This is a genomic window from Citromicrobium sp. JLT1363 (assembly GCF_000186705.1).
Classification (GTDB): Bacteria; Pseudomonadota; Alphaproteobacteria; order Sphingomonadales; family Sphingomonadaceae; genus Alteriqipengyuania.
Map to the genome: position 1 here is coordinate 305,956 of NZ_AEUE01000002.1, position 15,855 is coordinate 321,810.

Here is a 15,855-nt window from a genome sequence, read left to right on the forward strand (position 1 = left end):
GTTTTGCTTTGTTCTGATAGCTGCGCAGGGTACACTCTCTCCGGAAAAAGGGAGAGTTTGAATGGGCTTGTATATCGCGCTCGCGCTGCTGGTCTTTCTGCTGCTGATCTTCGTGATGGCGGCGGTGACCATGGTCAAGCAGGGCTATGTCTACACGATCGAGCGGTTCGGCAAGTTCACCAAGGCCGCCGATCCGGGGCTGACCATCATCTTCCCGCTGATCGACCGGGTCGGCCACCGCATCAACATGATGGAACAGGTGCTCGACATTCCGGGCCAGGAGATCATCACCAAGGATAACGCCATGGTCGGCGTGGATGCGGTGGTGTTCTTCCAGGTGCTCGACGCGCCCAAGGCCGCGTATGAGGTTTCCGGCCTCAACAACGCGATCATGGCGCTCACCACCACCAACCTGCGTACCGTGATGGGCAGCATGGATCTGGACGAGACGCTGTCCAAGCGTGACGAGATCAACGCCCGCCTGCTTTCGGTGGTCGACCATGCGACCTCGCCCTGGGGGGTCAAGATCACCCGCGTGGAGATCAAGGACATCCGCCCCCCGCGCGACATCTCCGAAGCGATGGCGCGGCAGATGAAGGCGGAACGTCTGAAGCGCGCCGAAATCCTCGAGGCGGAGGGCGACAAGAGCTCCGCCATCCTGCGCGCCGAAGGCTCCAAGCAGTCCGCCATCCTCGAAGCCGAGGGCAAGCGCGAAGCCGCCTTCCGCGATGCCGAGGCGCGCGAGCGTGCGGCCGAGGCCGAGGCGAAGGCGACCCAGTTCGTGTCCGACGCGATCGCCAGCAACGGCCAGCAGGCGATCAACTACTTCGTCGCGCAGGAATATACCAAGGCGGTGGGCAAGTTCGCCGACAGCCCCAATGCCAAAACCATCCTGTTCCCGGTCGAGACGACGCAGCTGATCGGATCGCTCGGCGGCATTGGCGAGCTGGTGCGCGGCGCACTGCAGCCGGGCGAGAGCAACCCGGGAGACAGCGGCGTGCCGCTTTCCGGCGGCCGCGATCCGGTCACCCGTGAACGCACGCGTCCCTCGGTGCCGCGCACCGGCCGCGGCGACTCGCAATGATCGAAGGGATCGACAATTACTGGCTGTGGATCGCCCTGGGCCTGGCGCTCGCCGCGCTCGAACTGCTGGCGCCGGGCGTGTACCTCATCTGGCTGGCGGTCGCGGCGCTGGCCACGGGGGCGCTCAGCTTCCTGTTCGATGTCGGCGTGGCGCTGGAAATCGTCAGCTTCGTCAGCCTCTCGCTGATCGCCGTCTACAGCGCGCGCCGCTATCTCAGCTACAAGCCCATTATCAGCAGCGATCCGCTGCTCAACCAGCGGGGCGGGCGCATGGTGGGCGAAACCGCGCTGGTGGTCCAGCCGATCGAGAGCGGCAGCGGACGCGTGAAGCTGGGCGACAGCGAGTGGATTGCGCGCGGACCCGATACCGCTGCGGGCGAGCGGGTCCGCATTACCGGCAATGACGGCGCGATCCTGCTGGTGGAGCCGATCGCCCTGATCGCGGACAAGGGCCAGGCGGGTAGCGAAGAAGCGGGGCCCGCGCCGGGCTGACCTGTCGCCGGCGCGCGCTCGGGGCGCTGGCCCTAGTTCTCCCGCCCCTGCACGGTATCCATCTTGTCAGCAAAGCGGCCATGCTTGCGGTGGTGGACCATGTAGCGGTCGATCACCAGCTCCAGCGGGCGCGGCTGGATACCGAAAGCGGCAAATCCGGGATACGCGCCGTCGGCCACGCTGCCGGCTTTGAGCATGCGCCATTGATCGCTGCTCATCGGCGTGCCGGGTAGCGCGGCGAAGGCGGCGCTGGCGCCATCGGGCATCGGCAGGAAAGTTCGCTTGCGCCGCTGCGCCTCGGCGATTCGCTGGTTCAGCTCCATCATCGTCCAGCGGTCGGGCCCGGCCAGCTCGTAGGTCTCGCCGGCATGGGCGGACGGATCGGCCAGCGATGCGGCGACCGCAGCCGCCACATCGTCCACGTGAACGACCTGCAGCGGGGAATCGGGGGCGAACACCGGCAGGACCGGGAAGGTGGAGATCAGGTCCGCGAACATGGTCAGGATGCCGCCGTCGGGACCGAAGATGATCGAGGGACGCAGAATGGTCGCCTCGGGGAAGGCATCGCGCACCAGTTCCTCGCCCAGTGCCTTGGCCCGCGCATATTCGGACGGGCCATCGATATCGGCGCCGATCGCGCTGATCTGAACGAAGCTCTTTGCGCCTGCATCCTTCGCCGCCCTGGCGAGCGTGCCCGCAGCCTCGCCCATCAGCTTCATCAGGTCGCCTTCGAAGGTGCCGACCAGGTTCACCACCGCGTGGCTCCCCTCGACGCAGGCGCACACGCTGTGCTCGTCCAGGATGTTGCAGCGGGCGAACTGCAGCTGGCCAAGCTTGGCCAGCGGCTTGAGCGAAAAGGCGTCCTCGGGCGTGCGTGCCGCGATCCGGACCCGCGCATTCTGCTGCAGCAGGTCTTCCGCGACATGGCGGCCGACGAAGCCGCTTCCGCCGAAAATGGTCACCACCTTGTCTGCGAGGGGACTGGTCGTGGGCATGTGTCTGGCCTTTCCGGGCAGGGCTGGAGCGCAAGGTTTATGCGGCTCGCTTTGCCGGATGGCAGCGGACGCTGCAAGACTGCCATGGGGCCATGTCGATTGCCTGCGATTTGCCCAGCTATTTGCGTTGACAGGCAGCCCCCTGCTCCGCTAGTGGCCCGCGCCTACCTTCGGCTCCGGACAAAGATGACCGGAATGCCGCGTGTGCCCAGATGGCGGAATTGGTAGACGCACCGTCTTCAGGTGGCGGCGATCGCAAGGTCGTGGAGGTTCGAGTCCTCTTCTGGGCACCACTTTTCCATTCCAACACATCCCGTAACGTCTCGACAAACTGGCAGAAATCTGCCAGTTTCTAGACTTTGTTAGTCCCGTAATGTCCTGCGAGATATCATAACAGCCAAGCCCGTTTTGGGGGCAGCCTGGGGGCAAGTGAGCGATTCGGAGACCGCCTTTGATAGGCGATCTGCCCCCAGAGATTGTCTTGGCCGCTATGTCCAAATCCCCGCTGGACCCGATGAGGGAGTTGGATCATGGCCTTCACCGATGTCGCCTTGCGTGCGCTCAAGCCCAAAGACAAATCCTACAAACGTGCCGATGAGCGCGGCCTCTATATCGAGGTCATGCCGAACGGCTCGAAGCTGTGGCGGGTGAAATACCGCCTGCATGGCGTGGAGAAACGACAATCACTTGGCCGCTATCCGGACGTGTCGCTTGCCGAGGCGCGCAAGCTTCGCGATGAGGCCCGTGCGCTTGTCGCTGCTGGGAAAGATCCTGCCATCGAGCGTCGACAAGCCAAGCTCGTTGCAGCGCTCGCTGCGGAAACCACCTTCGTTTCGGTAGCGCGCGAGTTCATCGAAAGGAAGGTGGCGGGCGAAGGGCGCGCCCAAACCACGGTCGACAAGGCTCTATGGTATTTGGAGCAGCTCAAGCCGCTTCATCCGCTCCCTGTTGGCCAAATTCGGCCAGCCGATGTGCTAGCAGCGCTGAAACGGATCGAGGCCAAGGGCAAGTTCGAGACCGCCAGACGTTGTCGCTCCTTTGTAAGCCGGGTGTTTCGCTACGCTGTTGCAACATTGCGCGCTGAGAATGATCCGGCCGCAGTGCTGAAAGGCGCTCTTCGCAGCCCCAGACCCAAGCACCACGCTGCGCTCGAAAAGCCGGAGCAGGTCGCGCACCTGCTCCGGGCGATCGACGAATATCCCGGCCATCTCGTCACCCGGCTGGCCCTGCAAATCTTGCCTCATGTCCTGGCCCGGCCTGGCGAGCTACGCATGGCACGATGGGATGAATTTAACCTCGATGCAGCCGAATGGCGGATTCCGGCCGAGCGCATGAAGATGCGCAAGCCGCATCTCGTGCCGCTCTCTCGGCAGGTGGTCGCCTATCTTCGCGAATTGGTGCCACTGACCGGCCCAGATGGTTTCGTGTTCCCGGCATTTCACACTTGGAAGCGCCCAATGAGCGAGAACACCATGAATCAGGCTCTGCGCCGCATGGGTTATACGAAAGACGAGATGACCGCACACGGTTGGCGCTCAACTGCATCTTCGCTGCTCAATGAGTGCGGTAAGTGGAACCCAGATGCGATCGAACGTTCGCTGGCACATAGCGATCGGAATTTGGTTCGCGGTACCTACAATCGGGCGAACTACTGGAACGAACGAGTCGATATGCATCAATGGTGGAGCGATTTTCTCGACCGTCTTCGTCACGGCGGAGAAGTTCTTATGATCGACGAATTGCAGCAAGATGGCAGCGGTAATGTCGTGAGTCTGGCAACTCGGCGCGAGCGTCGGACGCGTGTCTGAAAACGTCTATAAGCCCCTCGAATGGAATCTTTCTGACGGAGCTCGGCGAGAGCTCAGACAACGCTGGCCTAATCTAGATGTGCCGGACCTTATTATCGCGGTGCAAATCTTCCGAATGCAAATGGATGCCCATGAGATTGGGGGAACGACGGCTTGGCTAGAAGAGATGGCGCGGCTCTCCACGACATCGCGAGCATTCCTGTCTGAACTCGAAGCTGTGAAATGGACCAAATATTCCTTCCCTGGCCCCGTCGGAGGTTATGGCTCAGTCTGGCTGCTAAGAGTGTTGACCGCCTTGACGAGGGTGGTTTCAAGAATTTCCACACGGCAGATTGAGCTTGCCAAGGATAATGATCGAAGAAGCAAGAAGGGGCCGCGGGCCGAATTCGTTTTGACCGTTGCGAGACAGCTGAAGCACGCGGGCTACGGAGTGAGCGCTCGAGCTAACGACGATCTGGTGAGGATACTCGATCTGATGTTCGACGAAGCGGGTTACCCTGTCGTCGACTCCCGCAAAACGGTCGCCCACGTTTTGCGAAGGGCGGGAAGCGACTGGCATTGATACGCCCTTCGATTCCCATGAGGTCCGTAGAAGTTTTCCGCCGCTTGGTCGAAATGTTGGCTTTAGCCAACAAGGAATGACCATGCGACTGATCCGGCTTCAGGAAGTTTTGAGCAAGACTGGCCTATCCCGGTCGCGCCTTTATGCGGACAGTTCTTTTCCTCAGCGTGTGCGCCTGGGTCGTCGAGGAGTTGCATGGGTGGAATCTGAAGTCGAAGATTGGATTGCGCAGCGGATTGCTGATCGCGAACTCACTTAGGCTTCAGATAACGTCCTCCCTACGGACCAATGTGCAACGCGGTTATGTTGTGCGCGTATTCTTTCACAATGGAGTGTTAAATACCGGGCCTTCGCAGGGCAGATCAGCAGCAATTATGGGGTTTTTTTCATTTATAAAGAGATTCCGCTCCACGTGCGCCTGTCGCGATAGCGACGAAAAGGGCTCTTGATATGCTCTTTTTTGTATGAACGGCCGGAGCTTGGGCCGCGAGCCGAATGTCAACAATCGATCGAGACGTGAAAAAGTAGATGGCTAATAAGGGGCTGAAGAACCGGGGGAAGGGTTCCGCAACCTTTCAAGAATGATGCGCGTGGAATTCTAACGGAACTTCGGTTTGGAGTGTTCCGTCAGGGTTCGCTCATTCAAATAGCGTTTTGAGAGTTCAAAAGGTTTTCGCTGCCCGCCTTGGGACAGACAATCCTAAGGTTCCGCCTGCTACTCGAATTGAAGTCGTGTTTGGTCTGTCACTGTGTGGTTGGTCTTGACCAAGGAGCGGCAGTTCATAGAAGTTCTCGGGCGAGGCGCCCTGGGTCCTGACTGCGGCGACCACAGCGCGGGGGAGGAGCGCGCGTTGCCGACATCGAATGTAGATCTGGAGCCGGGGTTCCCGGAGTGGACCGAGATCGGGCAGGACAGCGGACTCGACCCGCTCGGAATGCAGCGCCCGGTCGAGGTGCTCTTCCAATCGCTCGTTCCCGGCATCAGCACAATCACACTTCGTCTTCGTTATTACTCCTTCTTCGCCTGGGTGCTCGAGGCCTTCGCGAAAACCGAACAGGACAACGACCCGCGCGCCTTCAGTGCTTTTCACCGGCGGGCCGAGGTCTTGCTGGCACTTGTCAGTGCTCGCGACGGCAACGAGGTCGGGGTAACCGGCATAGACTGGGCATCGCGCCGGCTCTCGCAAGCGGCGGAGGGCGATGACCAAGGCAAGACAATCGAGTTTTACGTGGCCGCCGACCCGGACGCCCCGCCTGAGGATCGCTACCTGCGAAACAAGGGTGGCGCGTTTGGCGCCATCTACTCGACGCAGATGTACGAAATGGACCTCGTCGAGCTTTACGACGAGAACATCGGACTCCCCTATTGTACCAGCGCGGCAGTGCCACTGGCGAAGGCGTTCGAAGAGGCTGTGGGAAGCCGCTCGGAGGAATTCTTGGAGGTGCTTGACAGCGGGAAGGCCTCGCTTTTCCAGCTCGACAACCTCTCTGCATTTTTGCCATCGCGAGTGGAGGCGGGAAGCGCCGAGCAAGCGGCGCTAGTCGATGCCCTACTCGGCCGGCTCGGCCAGCCGTCGATCGCGAACGTTCACCGCCGAGAAACGCTCAAGCTCGTGCTGGCGCGGGCCGAGGCACTGGGGAAGAGGCCGAGGACCGACGACCTCAAGTGGGAGTTCTTCGAGCTGGCCGACAAGCCTGGTGGCAACCTCTCGGACGAGGTCTGCGAGGCGTGGGCGCTATACCAGGCGAGCGACCTCCTGCGGTTGGCATACGAGTGCCTGCTCAAAGCATCGCTGGTCGAAGTGCGCGGCGGAGCCGGGGGTCGGCTCACGATCGGCGCCACCGTTTCCAGCCTGGTCGAAGCCCTGGGCGTCCCGGGCGAGACCACCTTCAAGGACTTCCTCGCGACCTCCGGGGAAGACGAGACGATTCGCGAACTGGCCGAAGCGATGCTCTCGGCCCAAGGAGCGGGCGAGACCGAGGAGATGGTGGCGCGCGCGGTTCGCCTCGCCGCCCGGCTTTACCGGCGCGCGGCGGACTTCAGCCCGGGCGTGCTCGAATGGCTAAACGTCGATGAATACTTCCAGTCCCTCGTGACAGAGGTGCAGTTCTACCAAACGCTGCTCGGTCTCTCGGCAAAAGAAGCACTTGGTCGGATCATCACCGAGCGGGTTGTTAAAAGGCACCTGTGGGTCGCGTCGCGCAAGCTTCGCTACAAAGCATACACTTTCCTGTTCGAGCCAGATGAGGGCGCGCTGCGTTACCGCGACGACTTCAAGATTTCGCCGAGTAGCCCTCGCCTCGACCAGGCGATCCAGTTCCTCGTTGACGGCGGCCTCGTCGGCGAGAGCGGCATCACCCCGCGCGGCAAGGCGGAGCTCGCCAAGGGATGAAGTACTACGACGTCTTCGGCGACACCGGCTACCACTCGGCCTTTCTCACGACCTTTGCCTTTACCGCGCAGGCATTCGAGGACGTGCCGTTCCCGAAGCTCAGGGGAGTGGGGTGCCGGAACGTCACCGTTCTCGCGGACCAGTCTATGCTGAACCTGAGCCTCGAGGAGTTCGGCGTGCCGCGTTTCGCGGGTTCGCTCTACCACTTGGCAAAGGTTGACGTACGTGGCGCCTTTCACCCCAAGATCACGCTGTTGCTAGGCAAGGAGAAGGGGCGACTGCTGGTAGGGTCGGCAAACCTCACCGCCTTGGGCATCGCCGGGAACAAGGAGCTCGTCGCCGACCTCGCTTACTCGCGCGACGAACCACATTTCGCGCCGCTTCTCCGGCAGGCTTTCGAGTATATCGAGTCCTACGCACCGGCCGGTGACCCCTGGTTTCCAGTTGCCCGTGAAAGAGCGCTAGCGCTTTCGCCCTGGCTCGCCGAAGAAGAGGCGGCTGGAGAAGGTTTGCCCGACGGCTTGGCGCTGCTGCTAGATCGCGGCCCCGCGACGATTCTCGAACAGATTTCCGCTGCGGTGGGCGACGACGAGATCGACCGGTTGGTGGTCATGTCCCCCTACTGGGACAGCAAGCTCGAGGGCCTCAGGCGGCTCCGCGAGGCGATGGGCATGCCAGCCACCGACCTCCTGCTCGAGAAGAGCAGGGGGGAGTTTCCGATCAGCGCCTTTGACGCTTCGACTGGCATCGAGTTATTCGACATCGAGGGCGAAGGGAGCGGTCGATTTAACCACGCCAAACTGATCGTCGCGCTCAGTCGAGAATCGGACCACGTCGTTTCGGGAAGCGTCAACTGTACCATCCCAGCGCTGCTCGGGTCCTCGATCATGAACGGAAACGCGGAGGCGGCGATTTACAAGCGGGTGGCACCGGGCACGGCACTCGCGCGGCTCGGACTCGACGGATATCGCGGATCCCCGCTTGACCCCCTCTCGTTACCGGAACCAAATCACCCCTTGTCCAAGGCCGAGGAACCAGCTCCCCGCGAGGCGGGCACCTTCCAGTTGCGGGGCAACAGGATCACTTGGAAACCGGCGCCCGGCTTGAAAATGGTGCCTACTAGAGCCCACCTTTTCGACAGGCTGGGAGCAAGCCCTTGGAGTGACCTCAGTATAAGCGTTCTCGAAGAGACCGGCTGGTTTATCGACCTGGAGCCTGAGCGCCCAAGGTCGGCCCGGGTCCAGTTCGCCGACGGCAGCCTTTCTGCCGTGACGATGGTGCTCGACCTCGACATCCTTGCCCCCTCTTCGCTCCCTTCTAGCGGCGGAAAGAAAGCAAAGGTCGCTGACCGGCTGCTGAGAGTAACCCACGAAGACCTCGAGCTCGTCGGTATCTTGACCGAGCTCGAAATAATCGAGCTTGATGAGATCGGGCCCTCTGTGAAGAAGTCCTCGCAGGTCGAAAGAACTGACTCGGGGAAGGAAGAAGAGCGGACCTATTCTACCCTGACCTACGACGACTACGTTAGGGCGCGAGAACGACGGGAGGCGTCGCGTGATCCGGGCTCGAGCCAACTCAATCGCCGGGGAGACCGCGCAGCCGATTTGGTCAGCTCCTGCTTGAACCGGCTCATCGGGCTCGTGTCGCGCGATCTTTCGGAGGAAGAGGACGCCGAGTTCAAGCGAGCTACCACACAGGATCCATCTGTGAATGAGCCAAGCGCGTTGACCGGTCATGATCCCATAGGGGAAGAAGCCGCCACGCCCTCGCGGCCCGCGTCTGCTGCAGAAAACAAAGGATTGCGAAAGGCTCGAGCGGACAAGATCGTCGATGCGATCGCCGCCTTCGAGGCGAGGAGCAGGGCACTGCGTGGAAAGCCGATAACCACGACCGAGCTAGTCCGGCTAAGGCTCCTGCTACAGATCGTCCTGAACTACGCTCAGCCCGTGGACGGGGCTGCGGCTGGGGAGGGAACTTTGCCGCTGGCGGACAAGTCAGGCCATGGCTGGGCCCGCCTCTTGGGCCGCCTTCTCATGCAACACTTCGGGACCTTCCTCGCGGTTCATGGCCTCAGGCTCGAAGAAGACGAGAACGAGCAGCTCCGTGTAATTGAGTACCTCGCCACCGCGTATTTTGCCGCAAAGGCAGCCCTGCAAGCAGTTGAAGGACACCCGCGTGCAGACGTGCTCGTGACGCCTATGGAAAGGCTGACAGCTAACATCGCCCAGCAGGTCGCCATGGTCGTTCACGGAAACCACGCAGAAGCGCTTCACCTCAACATCGTAATTGAAAAACTATCTGACCGGTTTTCCGAGAGACTTGGGATATTTGGTGTGCCGCGTTTGGCGGTACCGGACGGTTCCTAAGATGATGGGAACAGCCATGAACGCCAGATTAGAAATCGCAATTTGAGAACGTTCTTTCCTCCTTGCGCGGCGGAGCTTTCAAAGGCCGCTTTTGGGCCGTAAGCCGCCTGTCCGGTTTTGGGATTGAAACCGCGGGAAGCGGCCGTTCAGCAAACGACCCCATTGCGGACGATGATCATATATTGCCTTGATCGTCAAAACCGACAGGAGCACCATCTCTCACCAAGGAGAGGTGATATGCATGTTCCGAAAGGCTTCGCGGTCGTAACGCCGTATATCTTCGTCGATGGCGCCGAAAAGTATATCGAGTTTCTGGAAGCTGCGTTCAACGCGATCGAGATCGGCAGAAGCAAGGCTCCCAACGGGCGCATCGCCAACTGCCAATTGAGGTTAGACACCGCGACGATCATGGTAAGCGAGGCGTCGGAACAGTTTCCCGCAAGTTCGGGTGCTTTCTATTTCTACGTTGAAGACGCCGACACGGCGATGGAAAGAGCACTCGACGCGGGCGCCGAAAAAATAATGGATGTTGAAAATATGCCCTATGGCGACAGGCAGGGGGGCGTCCGCGATACGTCCGGAAATATCTGGTGGGTTTCTGAGCGCTTGAGCGCAGCGCCGTATTTTTAACGTCAGCCCTGCCCGTCCAATAATTCAAACCTGTCTGTCCGCTTACCACCCTAATTCGGTCGATCACGCCATTCTAACGCCGCCTCAAAGCGGCCGACCGAATAGGTCGGTCGACCGCCTCTGATCAAATCTCAGTCCGCTCTGCCAGCAGCAGGGCGTCTTCTACATCGACGCCCAGATATCGAACCGTGTTCTCGATCTTGGTGTGGCCGAGCAAGATCTGAATTGCCCGGATGTTGCCAGTGGCCCGGTAGATCATCGCAGCCTTAGTCCGCCGCAGCGAGTGCGTGCCGTACTCAGCCTTGCGCAAGCCGATGGCTGTCACCCACTCGTCGACCAGGCGGGCGTACTGGCGCGTGCTCATATGACCTTGGTGATCAACGCGGCTAGGGAAAAGATAATCATGAGCCGAACCGCCACGTCGCTCCAGCCAGGCAATCAGAGTTCCACGAACATCCGCTGTCAGTTCGAACTGGACGGGACGGTTGGTCTTTTGTTGTATGACAATGGCGCGACTGCGAATGTCCGCCCCAGCGACGACATCGCCGATCTTGATTTTGACGAGATCACAGCCACGCAGCTTGCTGTCGATCGCGAGGTCGAAGAGAGCTTTGTCTCGCAAACGCCCTTCGCGATCTAGGTGAAAGCGGATCGCCCAAATTTGCTTCTGTGTCAGAGGTCGCTTGGTGCCGACGTTCTTGCCAGCGTTCCAGGCGGCGCGAGCTTGTATGGCGGGGTCAAATCGAGAGTATCCCATTGTTCATCTCCTCGGCCGTCATTGGCCAAGCAGGGAACGCTGAAAGAGGAGGCTTCTGGGCCGCTTGCGGACTATCCGCTGTGGGGTCTGCGGCGCATGAAGCTGCCGTTGCCTTCGTGGTGCGCCACCAGTGCAGCAGCAATTGCACCTGCCCAGACCAACGGTTCGGCACCAGGGACGGCCAGGGCTGCTACCCCCAGTAAAGCACCTATGCCGCCGCCTAGTGCACCTTTGCCAAAAATATCTTTCGCAGATTCGGTACCGGCGCCATCGGTGGTAGTGGTCTGGCTGTCTTTACGCGCGACCACTGAAATATTGTCATAGCCTGCCCAGCTGTTCTCAAATCGCGAATAGCGCGATCTGCCGCGTCGAGTGTATCGAAAACCGCAGAACTGAGATTGCAGTTATGCTTGGTCATGCCTTAAGGGACCCTAGTCGAATGAATGGCAAATCATCGCCGTTGCGCTTCTTCCTTTCCGTCCAGTACATCTCGCCCACTGGAGTGGTGCGAAGATAAGGCGACCCTGGTGCTGATCGGTACACAGCGCGGGTTGCGAGAGGATCTTTCGCTCTTAAAGGCCTGTGAACGCCGGCCGACACAACTAGTGCTGATTATCGATGAATTTTCACTAATAGTTTTTTACCGCTCCACTCGCGGGGCTCCGGCAAAATCTCCATTGACCGGTTTAGCATCGGACTTCGAACTTGAATTCGACAGTTGTCTTTTATCCTGCCGGACTGCTAGCGACGCGGCATGGCCCCCGGCACTTTTGAACCGTTCCATATCACGTGGATTGAAGCACTACTGCGGATGGGAACCGCGTTCGTCCTTCCTCTTGCGATCGGAATCGAGCGTTTTTATCATAAGAAACCAATCGATTTCAGGCCATTCGTCATTGTCTCACTAGCTGCGTGTTCACTATTCGTTGGCCGCGCTTGAAATCGCGCATAGGACTTTCGAAGACCAAATTTCCATCGACCCAACTCGCGTATTTGCGGGCGTCATCACCGGCATTGGCTTTCTTGGTGCTGGAGCAATGTTCCGGGATGGCGGATTCGTCAAAGGCGGTGGGTCCGCAGCTTCAATCCTTGCAGCGGGAGCTATCGGCATCGTGTCCGGTGTCGGACTTATCTGGCTAGCAGTCATGACCTGCGTCCCGATAATATTGATGCTAATTCTTACGAGAAATATGACTGATAGATATGACGCCGGGGACAGGCAAGAGTAGCTAAATCTACCCTGCAAACCCAAACATAGCTTACCCACATGGCTAGATCGCTAGTGCGTGGACCTACTACAAACGCTTTGTCCGTGAGAGTGGTATTCTTAAATTCCGCATGGAAGCGGTTAACGCTAGAAATACTGAAACCGCCGGCATCTAACCGCACCGACCAGCAGCGCGAAGCTCGATTTTACCACTTGGCGACTGAGGTCCGTCCACACAGGAAACGGAGGGGCAAAAAAGAGGATAAACTCATGCGGCAACTTACGATTACAATCCCGCCTAAGGAGCTGCCCAAGGTCGAGCGTGCCGCCAATGACAATGACGGCACCATAATCGCGCAGATCGATGTCCGGCGTGACGGACAAGACCGGGCGATGCTCTTGTGCGTTATACCCAACGCGCGCATCGAAGGGTTTTTCGCAGACGTCGAGAATGTCGACGAACTCTATGCGACTTTCGCGCCGCAAGGCGTATTATCTCTGGAGCCGCCGGCGGATGAACCTGAAAATCAGGTTACCGATGTTCAGCCTCGCAGTCCGCTCGAAATCTATCTCTCTGGCCTGCAGAGCATCGGCGCGTGGAAGGGCTTCCTAGCATATTCGGCCCTAGGCGGTGTCGTCGTCTGGATCGCGCTGTTTACGGAAAGCGTCTTTCTCCTCGTCGCTGCCATGCTGATCGCGCCGTTTGCCGGCCCAGCTATGACCACGGCCATGGCTACCGCCCGGGGCGATGCCTATCTGCTTCGCCGTTCGCTCCTCCGTTATGTTGCTGCGGTAGCCACCACAATCGCGACCGCTTTCGTATTGAGCCTGATATTTCAGCAGGAAATAGCCACGACCATGATGGGCGAAGTCAGTATGCGCTCGGCAGTTTCAGTCCTATTGCCGCTGGCAGCGGGGGCGGCGGGCGCAGTGAACCTTGCGCAGTCGAACCGCAGCAGTCTTGTGAGCAGTGCAGCCACCGGCATGCTCGTCGCTGCTGCCCTCGCACCGCCGGCCGGGCTCGTAGGCATGGGATTAGCAATAGGTCAAATGGACATCGTTGTTTCGAGCCTGTGGGCGCTGGCGATACAGATCGTGGGAATAAACATAGCGGGCTTTGTGGTGTTCAGGCTTTACGGAGTAACTACCAAGGGAGCGCGCTACCCCCGCGGCAAATCCGTTATCACCTATGTTGCCCTATCGCTGTCGCTCTTGGCCGGAACGGCGTTGCTGTACCTGCAATTTTCCACGCCTCAGCAATTCCAACAGTCCTCACTTGCCCAGCGGATTACGGCTGCAGCACAGGAGCGCATAGAAGAGCGCGAGGACCTAGATCTCATATTCGCCAAAGCCGAGTTCAGCAGGGCCATGAGCGCGGGCGACAATCCGGTTCTCGTTACTTTGCACGTCGAAGGGAGCCTGAGTGATGCGGAGAATAAGTTGCTTGCAGATCGAATTGGCGATCGCCTCGAAGAAGAATTTGGCGTCGTCGCTTTGGTGCAATTGGTAATCGTCTAGAACTCGATAGGAGAAAGAACTCAAGGCATTCTGAACTCAGCTTTGTCCGGCTATCCGCTCTTTGAAGTTGGTATTTTTTGAGTATTCGAAAATAGGACCGATAGGCCTCGCTTGATGCATTAAATACAACAGCAACTACGGAGATAGTGATGCTATGCGGGAAACGTTCTTCAATGAAGTTTTTCCACAATCGCCATGCCATCCCAGCATATCGGCATTTTCAATCATACGGTTGATTTCCTTGGGATCAAATTTCTCGAAACCAAACAGTCCGCTTAGCGATTATCTAACCACAAGCTACCGTGAGCTGTCATTGGCCAGCAAAAAGGAGACGTACTGTGTCTGCCCCGAAAAACCTCGAAGATTGCTACAAGGAAGAATTAGCCGACAACTGGTCTGCAAATGATCAAATGTCGAAAATGGTCAGCCAACTGGCTGACAAGGCTAGTGATGCCAAGCTCAAGGAACGCCTCAGCAAGGCCGCCGAAGGTATTAAGGACCATACCGCAACCTTGAAGGATTTGCTGAAGGATTGCGGCGAGAGCGAGAAAGAGCATTGCAAGGGCATGGAAGGCCTCGTCAAGGAGGCGAAGAAGCATGTCATCGAAGCGGATATCGACGATGATGACGTGCGCGACGTCGTCATCGTGGCGCAGTATCAGCGCATGTGCCATTACGGTATTTGCGGCTTCGGAACTGCCAAGGCGTTTGCCAAAGCACTCGGCAAGGATGACCACGCTGCCAAGCTCGACGCGATTACGGCCGATATCTACGGCGCGGACGAGAACATGACCGATCTGGCGGAACGATCGGTCAATCTCCAAGCCAAGGGCTGACATGACGATGGGTGCCGGCCCCTTGACCAAGCGGGTCGGCAGCCAACGCATTCGCACCTCGTCGATCATCGATGAAGCGGTTGCCGGGTTGCCGTTCAAGAACCAGATTTCTGTCGGGACGGTTGCCTCGTCACTCCCCGCAGAAGCGGATTTCGCTATCTGCGTTCCCGCCCGGAACGAGGAGCATATCCTGCCCGCCTCTCTGGCCTCACTCATCGATACGGTTGAGCGCAGCGGCACGGCTGGGACAATTGTCCTGCTGATCAACAACAGCGCAGACCGTTCCTGGCAGGTCGCCTCCAGCATGCTCGAGATTTCGGGATGCAACTATCTGCTCGTCAAAGTTTCGCTGCGGCCAACCGTCGCCGACGCACCTCACGCACGGCGTATCGCGCTTGATATCGGGGCACTACTCGTTCCGGGTGGCGCGCTACTCACAACCGATGCCGACACCCTTGTCGCTCCGAATTGGGCGGCGGCGAACCTTCGGCATATTCGCGATGGTGCCGATCTGGTGTGCGGAAGCGTTTCGATCGACCCGCAAGAATATTCCGGCCTGCCCCACTCCGTCCGGCATTGCGGGGAGGTTGAAGCAGCTTACTCGGAAGAGCTCGAACAGCTGTGGCAGCGTCGGACCGGCGGGAATGCGCCGAGTTTCCAGATCGCTGCGATGGGTGCCAGCCTGGCGCTGCCGACTGCGCGCTACCGTGCGATCGGCGGTATGCCGATACCACCTGTTGCCGAGGACAAGGCGCTGGCCAGTCTCGCCCGTCGCCGTGACTGGTCCATCAAGGTAGCGAGCGACGTGACGGCCAATACATCGGGACGACTTTTTGCGCGCGCTGCTGGCGGGATGGGCGATGCATTGCGCGACCGGGCCACGCACGACGATCCTTACTGCGATGAGCAGCTGGTGCCGCTCGCCCTGCTGCAACGCCTTGCGGATGTCTGGAATGGTTTGCAGTTCGGCACGGGGAGATACGCGCAGTTCCAGGACGCAATAGCGCGCGATCCTGCGTTGCAGCATCGCCGGATGCGCATGTCCCAAGTCATGGTCAACCTGTCCGATGCTCGAAGGGAGACGCTGGATGACACAACGAGCGAGCTTCACGCAGCGGGTGTCAGAGCGTGACTGACCGTTTGGCAAAACCCGGCATCAATCGAGCAATATTCTCATTGCGAACCGCGCACCTTCAGTCTGCTGCCGA

The 15,855-nt window shown here is 59.5% G+C and carries 14 protein-coding genes and 1 tRNA gene; 13 read left to right on the forward strand and 2 right to left on the reverse strand.

The features are described from left to right. The first annotated feature begins 61 nt into the window (after positions 1 to 61). The gene (locus tag ADAD_RS0103970) at positions 62 to 1,084 is read left to right on the forward strand and encodes an SPFH domain-containing protein (protein WP_010409961.1); all 1,023 of its coding nucleotides are present in this window, start codon (positions 62 to 64) and stop codon (positions 1,082 to 1,084) included. Continuing rightward, positions 1,081 to 1,575, forward strand: coding sequence for an NfeD family protein (locus ADAD_RS15470; protein ID WP_010409963.1), 495 nt, complete (start codon positions 1,081 to 1,083; stop codon positions 1,573 to 1,575). The genes ADAD_RS0103970 and ADAD_RS15470 overlap by 4 nt, the downstream gene beginning before the upstream one ends. A gap of 32 nt (positions 1,576 to 1,607) precedes the next feature. On the opposite strand, the gene ADAD_RS0103980 is transcribed toward ADAD_RS15470, so the two are convergent. Beyond that, a complete protein-coding gene (locus ADAD_RS0103980; protein ID WP_010409965.1) occupies positions 1,608 to 2,570 on the reverse strand; it encodes a complex I NDUFA9 subunit family protein in 963 nt (320 codons plus the stop codon). 206 nt (positions 2,571 to 2,776) lie between these two features. On the opposite strand from ADAD_RS0103980, the gene ADAD_RS0103985 reads away from it, so the two are divergent. The 7 genes from ADAD_RS0103985 to ADAD_RS0104015 all read left to right on the forward strand — a co-directional run bounded on the left by ADAD_RS0103985 (position 2,777) and on the right by ADAD_RS0104015 (position 10,329). Then, a tRNA-Leu gene (locus ADAD_RS0103985) sits at positions 2,777 to 2,863 on the forward strand. Positions 2,864 to 3,100: 237 nt separating this feature from the next. Further along, positions 3,101 to 4,378, forward strand: coding sequence for a tyrosine-type recombinase/integrase (locus tag ADAD_RS15475; RefSeq protein ID WP_010409967.1), 1,278 nt, complete (start codon positions 3,101 to 3,103; stop codon positions 4,376 to 4,378). Next, complete coding sequence (locus ADAD_RS0103995) at positions 4,371 to 4,940, forward strand: hypothetical protein (protein ID WP_139020327.1); 570 nt, start codon at positions 4,371 to 4,373, stop codon at positions 4,938 to 4,940. The genes ADAD_RS15475 and ADAD_RS0103995 overlap by 8 nt, the downstream gene beginning before the upstream one ends. Before the next feature lie 82 nt (positions 4,941 to 5,022). Further along, complete coding sequence (locus tag ADAD_RS16565) at positions 5,023 to 5,199, forward strand: helix-turn-helix transcriptional regulator (protein WP_083825560.1); 177 nt, start codon at positions 5,023 to 5,025, stop codon at positions 5,197 to 5,199. 502 nt (positions 5,200 to 5,701) lie between these two features. After that, complete coding sequence (locus tag ADAD_RS0104005; protein ID WP_139020328.1) at positions 5,702 to 7,333, forward strand: hypothetical protein; 1,632 nt, start codon at positions 5,702 to 5,704, stop codon at positions 7,331 to 7,333. Beyond that, positions 7,330 to 9,699 carry a hypothetical protein gene (locus tag ADAD_RS0104010; RefSeq protein WP_010409975.1) on the forward strand — a complete coding sequence of 790 codons (2,370 nt, stop codon included), beginning with the start codon at positions 7,330 to 7,332 and terminating at the stop codon, positions 9,697 to 9,699. The genes ADAD_RS0104005 and ADAD_RS0104010 overlap by 4 nt, the downstream gene beginning before the upstream one ends. Positions 9,700 to 9,936: 237 nt before the next feature. Beyond that, positions 9,937 to 10,329 (forward strand): VOC family protein, encoded by a 393-nt coding sequence (locus ADAD_RS0104015; RefSeq protein ID WP_010409977.1) that lies wholly within the window; start codon positions 9,937 to 9,939, stop codon positions 10,327 to 10,329. Between the two features lie 124 nt (positions 10,330 to 10,453). On the opposite strand, the gene ADAD_RS0104020 is transcribed toward ADAD_RS0104015, so the two are convergent. Then, the gene (locus ADAD_RS0104020) at positions 10,454 to 11,086 is read right to left on the reverse strand and encodes a tyrosine-type recombinase/integrase (RefSeq protein ID WP_050803683.1); all 633 of its coding nucleotides are present in this window, start codon (positions 11,084 to 11,086) and stop codon (positions 10,454 to 10,456) included. A gap of 926 nt (positions 11,087 to 12,012) precedes the next feature. Between ADAD_RS0104020 and ADAD_RS16175 the strand changes: the two genes are divergently transcribed. The 4 genes from ADAD_RS16175 (at position 12,013) to ADAD_RS0104040 (ending at position 15,779) form a co-directional block, all read left to right on the forward strand. Further along, entirely contained in the window at positions 12,013 to 12,315 is a 303-nt protein-coding gene (locus ADAD_RS16175; RefSeq protein WP_010409983.1) for an MgtC/SapB family protein, read from the forward strand. Between the two features lie 248 nt (positions 12,316 to 12,563). After that, a complete protein-coding gene (locus ADAD_RS0104030) occupies positions 12,564 to 13,811 on the forward strand; it encodes a DUF389 domain-containing protein (RefSeq protein ID WP_010409986.1) in 1,248 nt (415 codons plus the stop codon). A gap of 338 nt (positions 13,812 to 14,149) precedes the next feature. Next, positions 14,150 to 14,647 carry a YciE/YciF ferroxidase family protein gene (locus ADAD_RS0104035; protein WP_029139894.1) on the forward strand — a complete coding sequence of 166 codons (498 nt, stop codon included), beginning with the start codon at positions 14,150 to 14,152 and terminating at the stop codon, positions 14,645 to 14,647. A 1-nt stretch (position 14,648) separates the two neighbouring features. Then, complete coding sequence (locus ADAD_RS0104040) at positions 14,649 to 15,779, forward strand: glycosyltransferase (protein ID WP_010409990.1); 1,131 nt, start codon at positions 14,649 to 14,651, stop codon at positions 15,777 to 15,779. The last annotated feature ends 76 nt before the right edge of the window (positions 15,780 to 15,855 follow it).

What these genes read in the sequence shown, in the direction of transcription:
- ADAD_RS0103970 (WP_010409961.1), top strand. Translation starts at nt 62, where the DNA reads ATGGGCTTGTATATCGCGCTCGCGCTGCTGGTCTTTCTGCTGCTGATC.
- ADAD_RS15470 (WP_010409963.1), top strand. Translation starts at nt 1,081, where the DNA reads ATGATCGAAGGGATCGACAATTACTGGCTGTGGATCGCCCTGGGCCTG.
- ADAD_RS0103980 (WP_010409965.1), bottom strand. Translation starts at nt 2,570, where the DNA reads ATGCCCACGACCAGTCCCCTCGCAGACAAGGTGGTGACCATTTTCGGC.
- ADAD_RS15475 (WP_010409967.1), top strand. Translation starts at nt 3,101, where the DNA reads ATGGCCTTCACCGATGTCGCCTTGCGTGCGCTCAAGCCCAAAGACAAA.
- ADAD_RS16565 (WP_083825560.1), top strand. Translation starts at nt 5,023, where the DNA reads ATGCGACTGATCCGGCTTCAGGAAGTTTTGAGCAAGACTGGCCTATCC.
- ADAD_RS0104010 (WP_010409975.1), top strand. Translation starts at nt 7,330, where the DNA reads ATGAAGTACTACGACGTCTTCGGCGACACCGGCTACCACTCGGCCTTT.
- ADAD_RS0104015 (WP_010409977.1), top strand. Translation starts at nt 9,937, where the DNA reads ATGCATGTTCCGAAAGGCTTCGCGGTCGTAACGCCGTATATCTTCGTC.
- ADAD_RS0104020 (WP_050803683.1), bottom strand. Translation starts at nt 11,086, where the DNA reads ATGGGATACTCTCGATTTGACCCCGCCATACAAGCTCGCGCCGCCTGG.
- ADAD_RS0104030 (WP_010409986.1), top strand. Translation starts at nt 12,564, where the DNA reads ATGCGGCAACTTACGATTACAATCCCGCCTAAGGAGCTGCCCAAGGTC.
- ADAD_RS0104040 (WP_010409990.1), top strand. Translation starts at nt 14,649, where the DNA reads ATGACGATGGGTGCCGGCCCCTTGACCAAGCGGGTCGGCAGCCAACGC.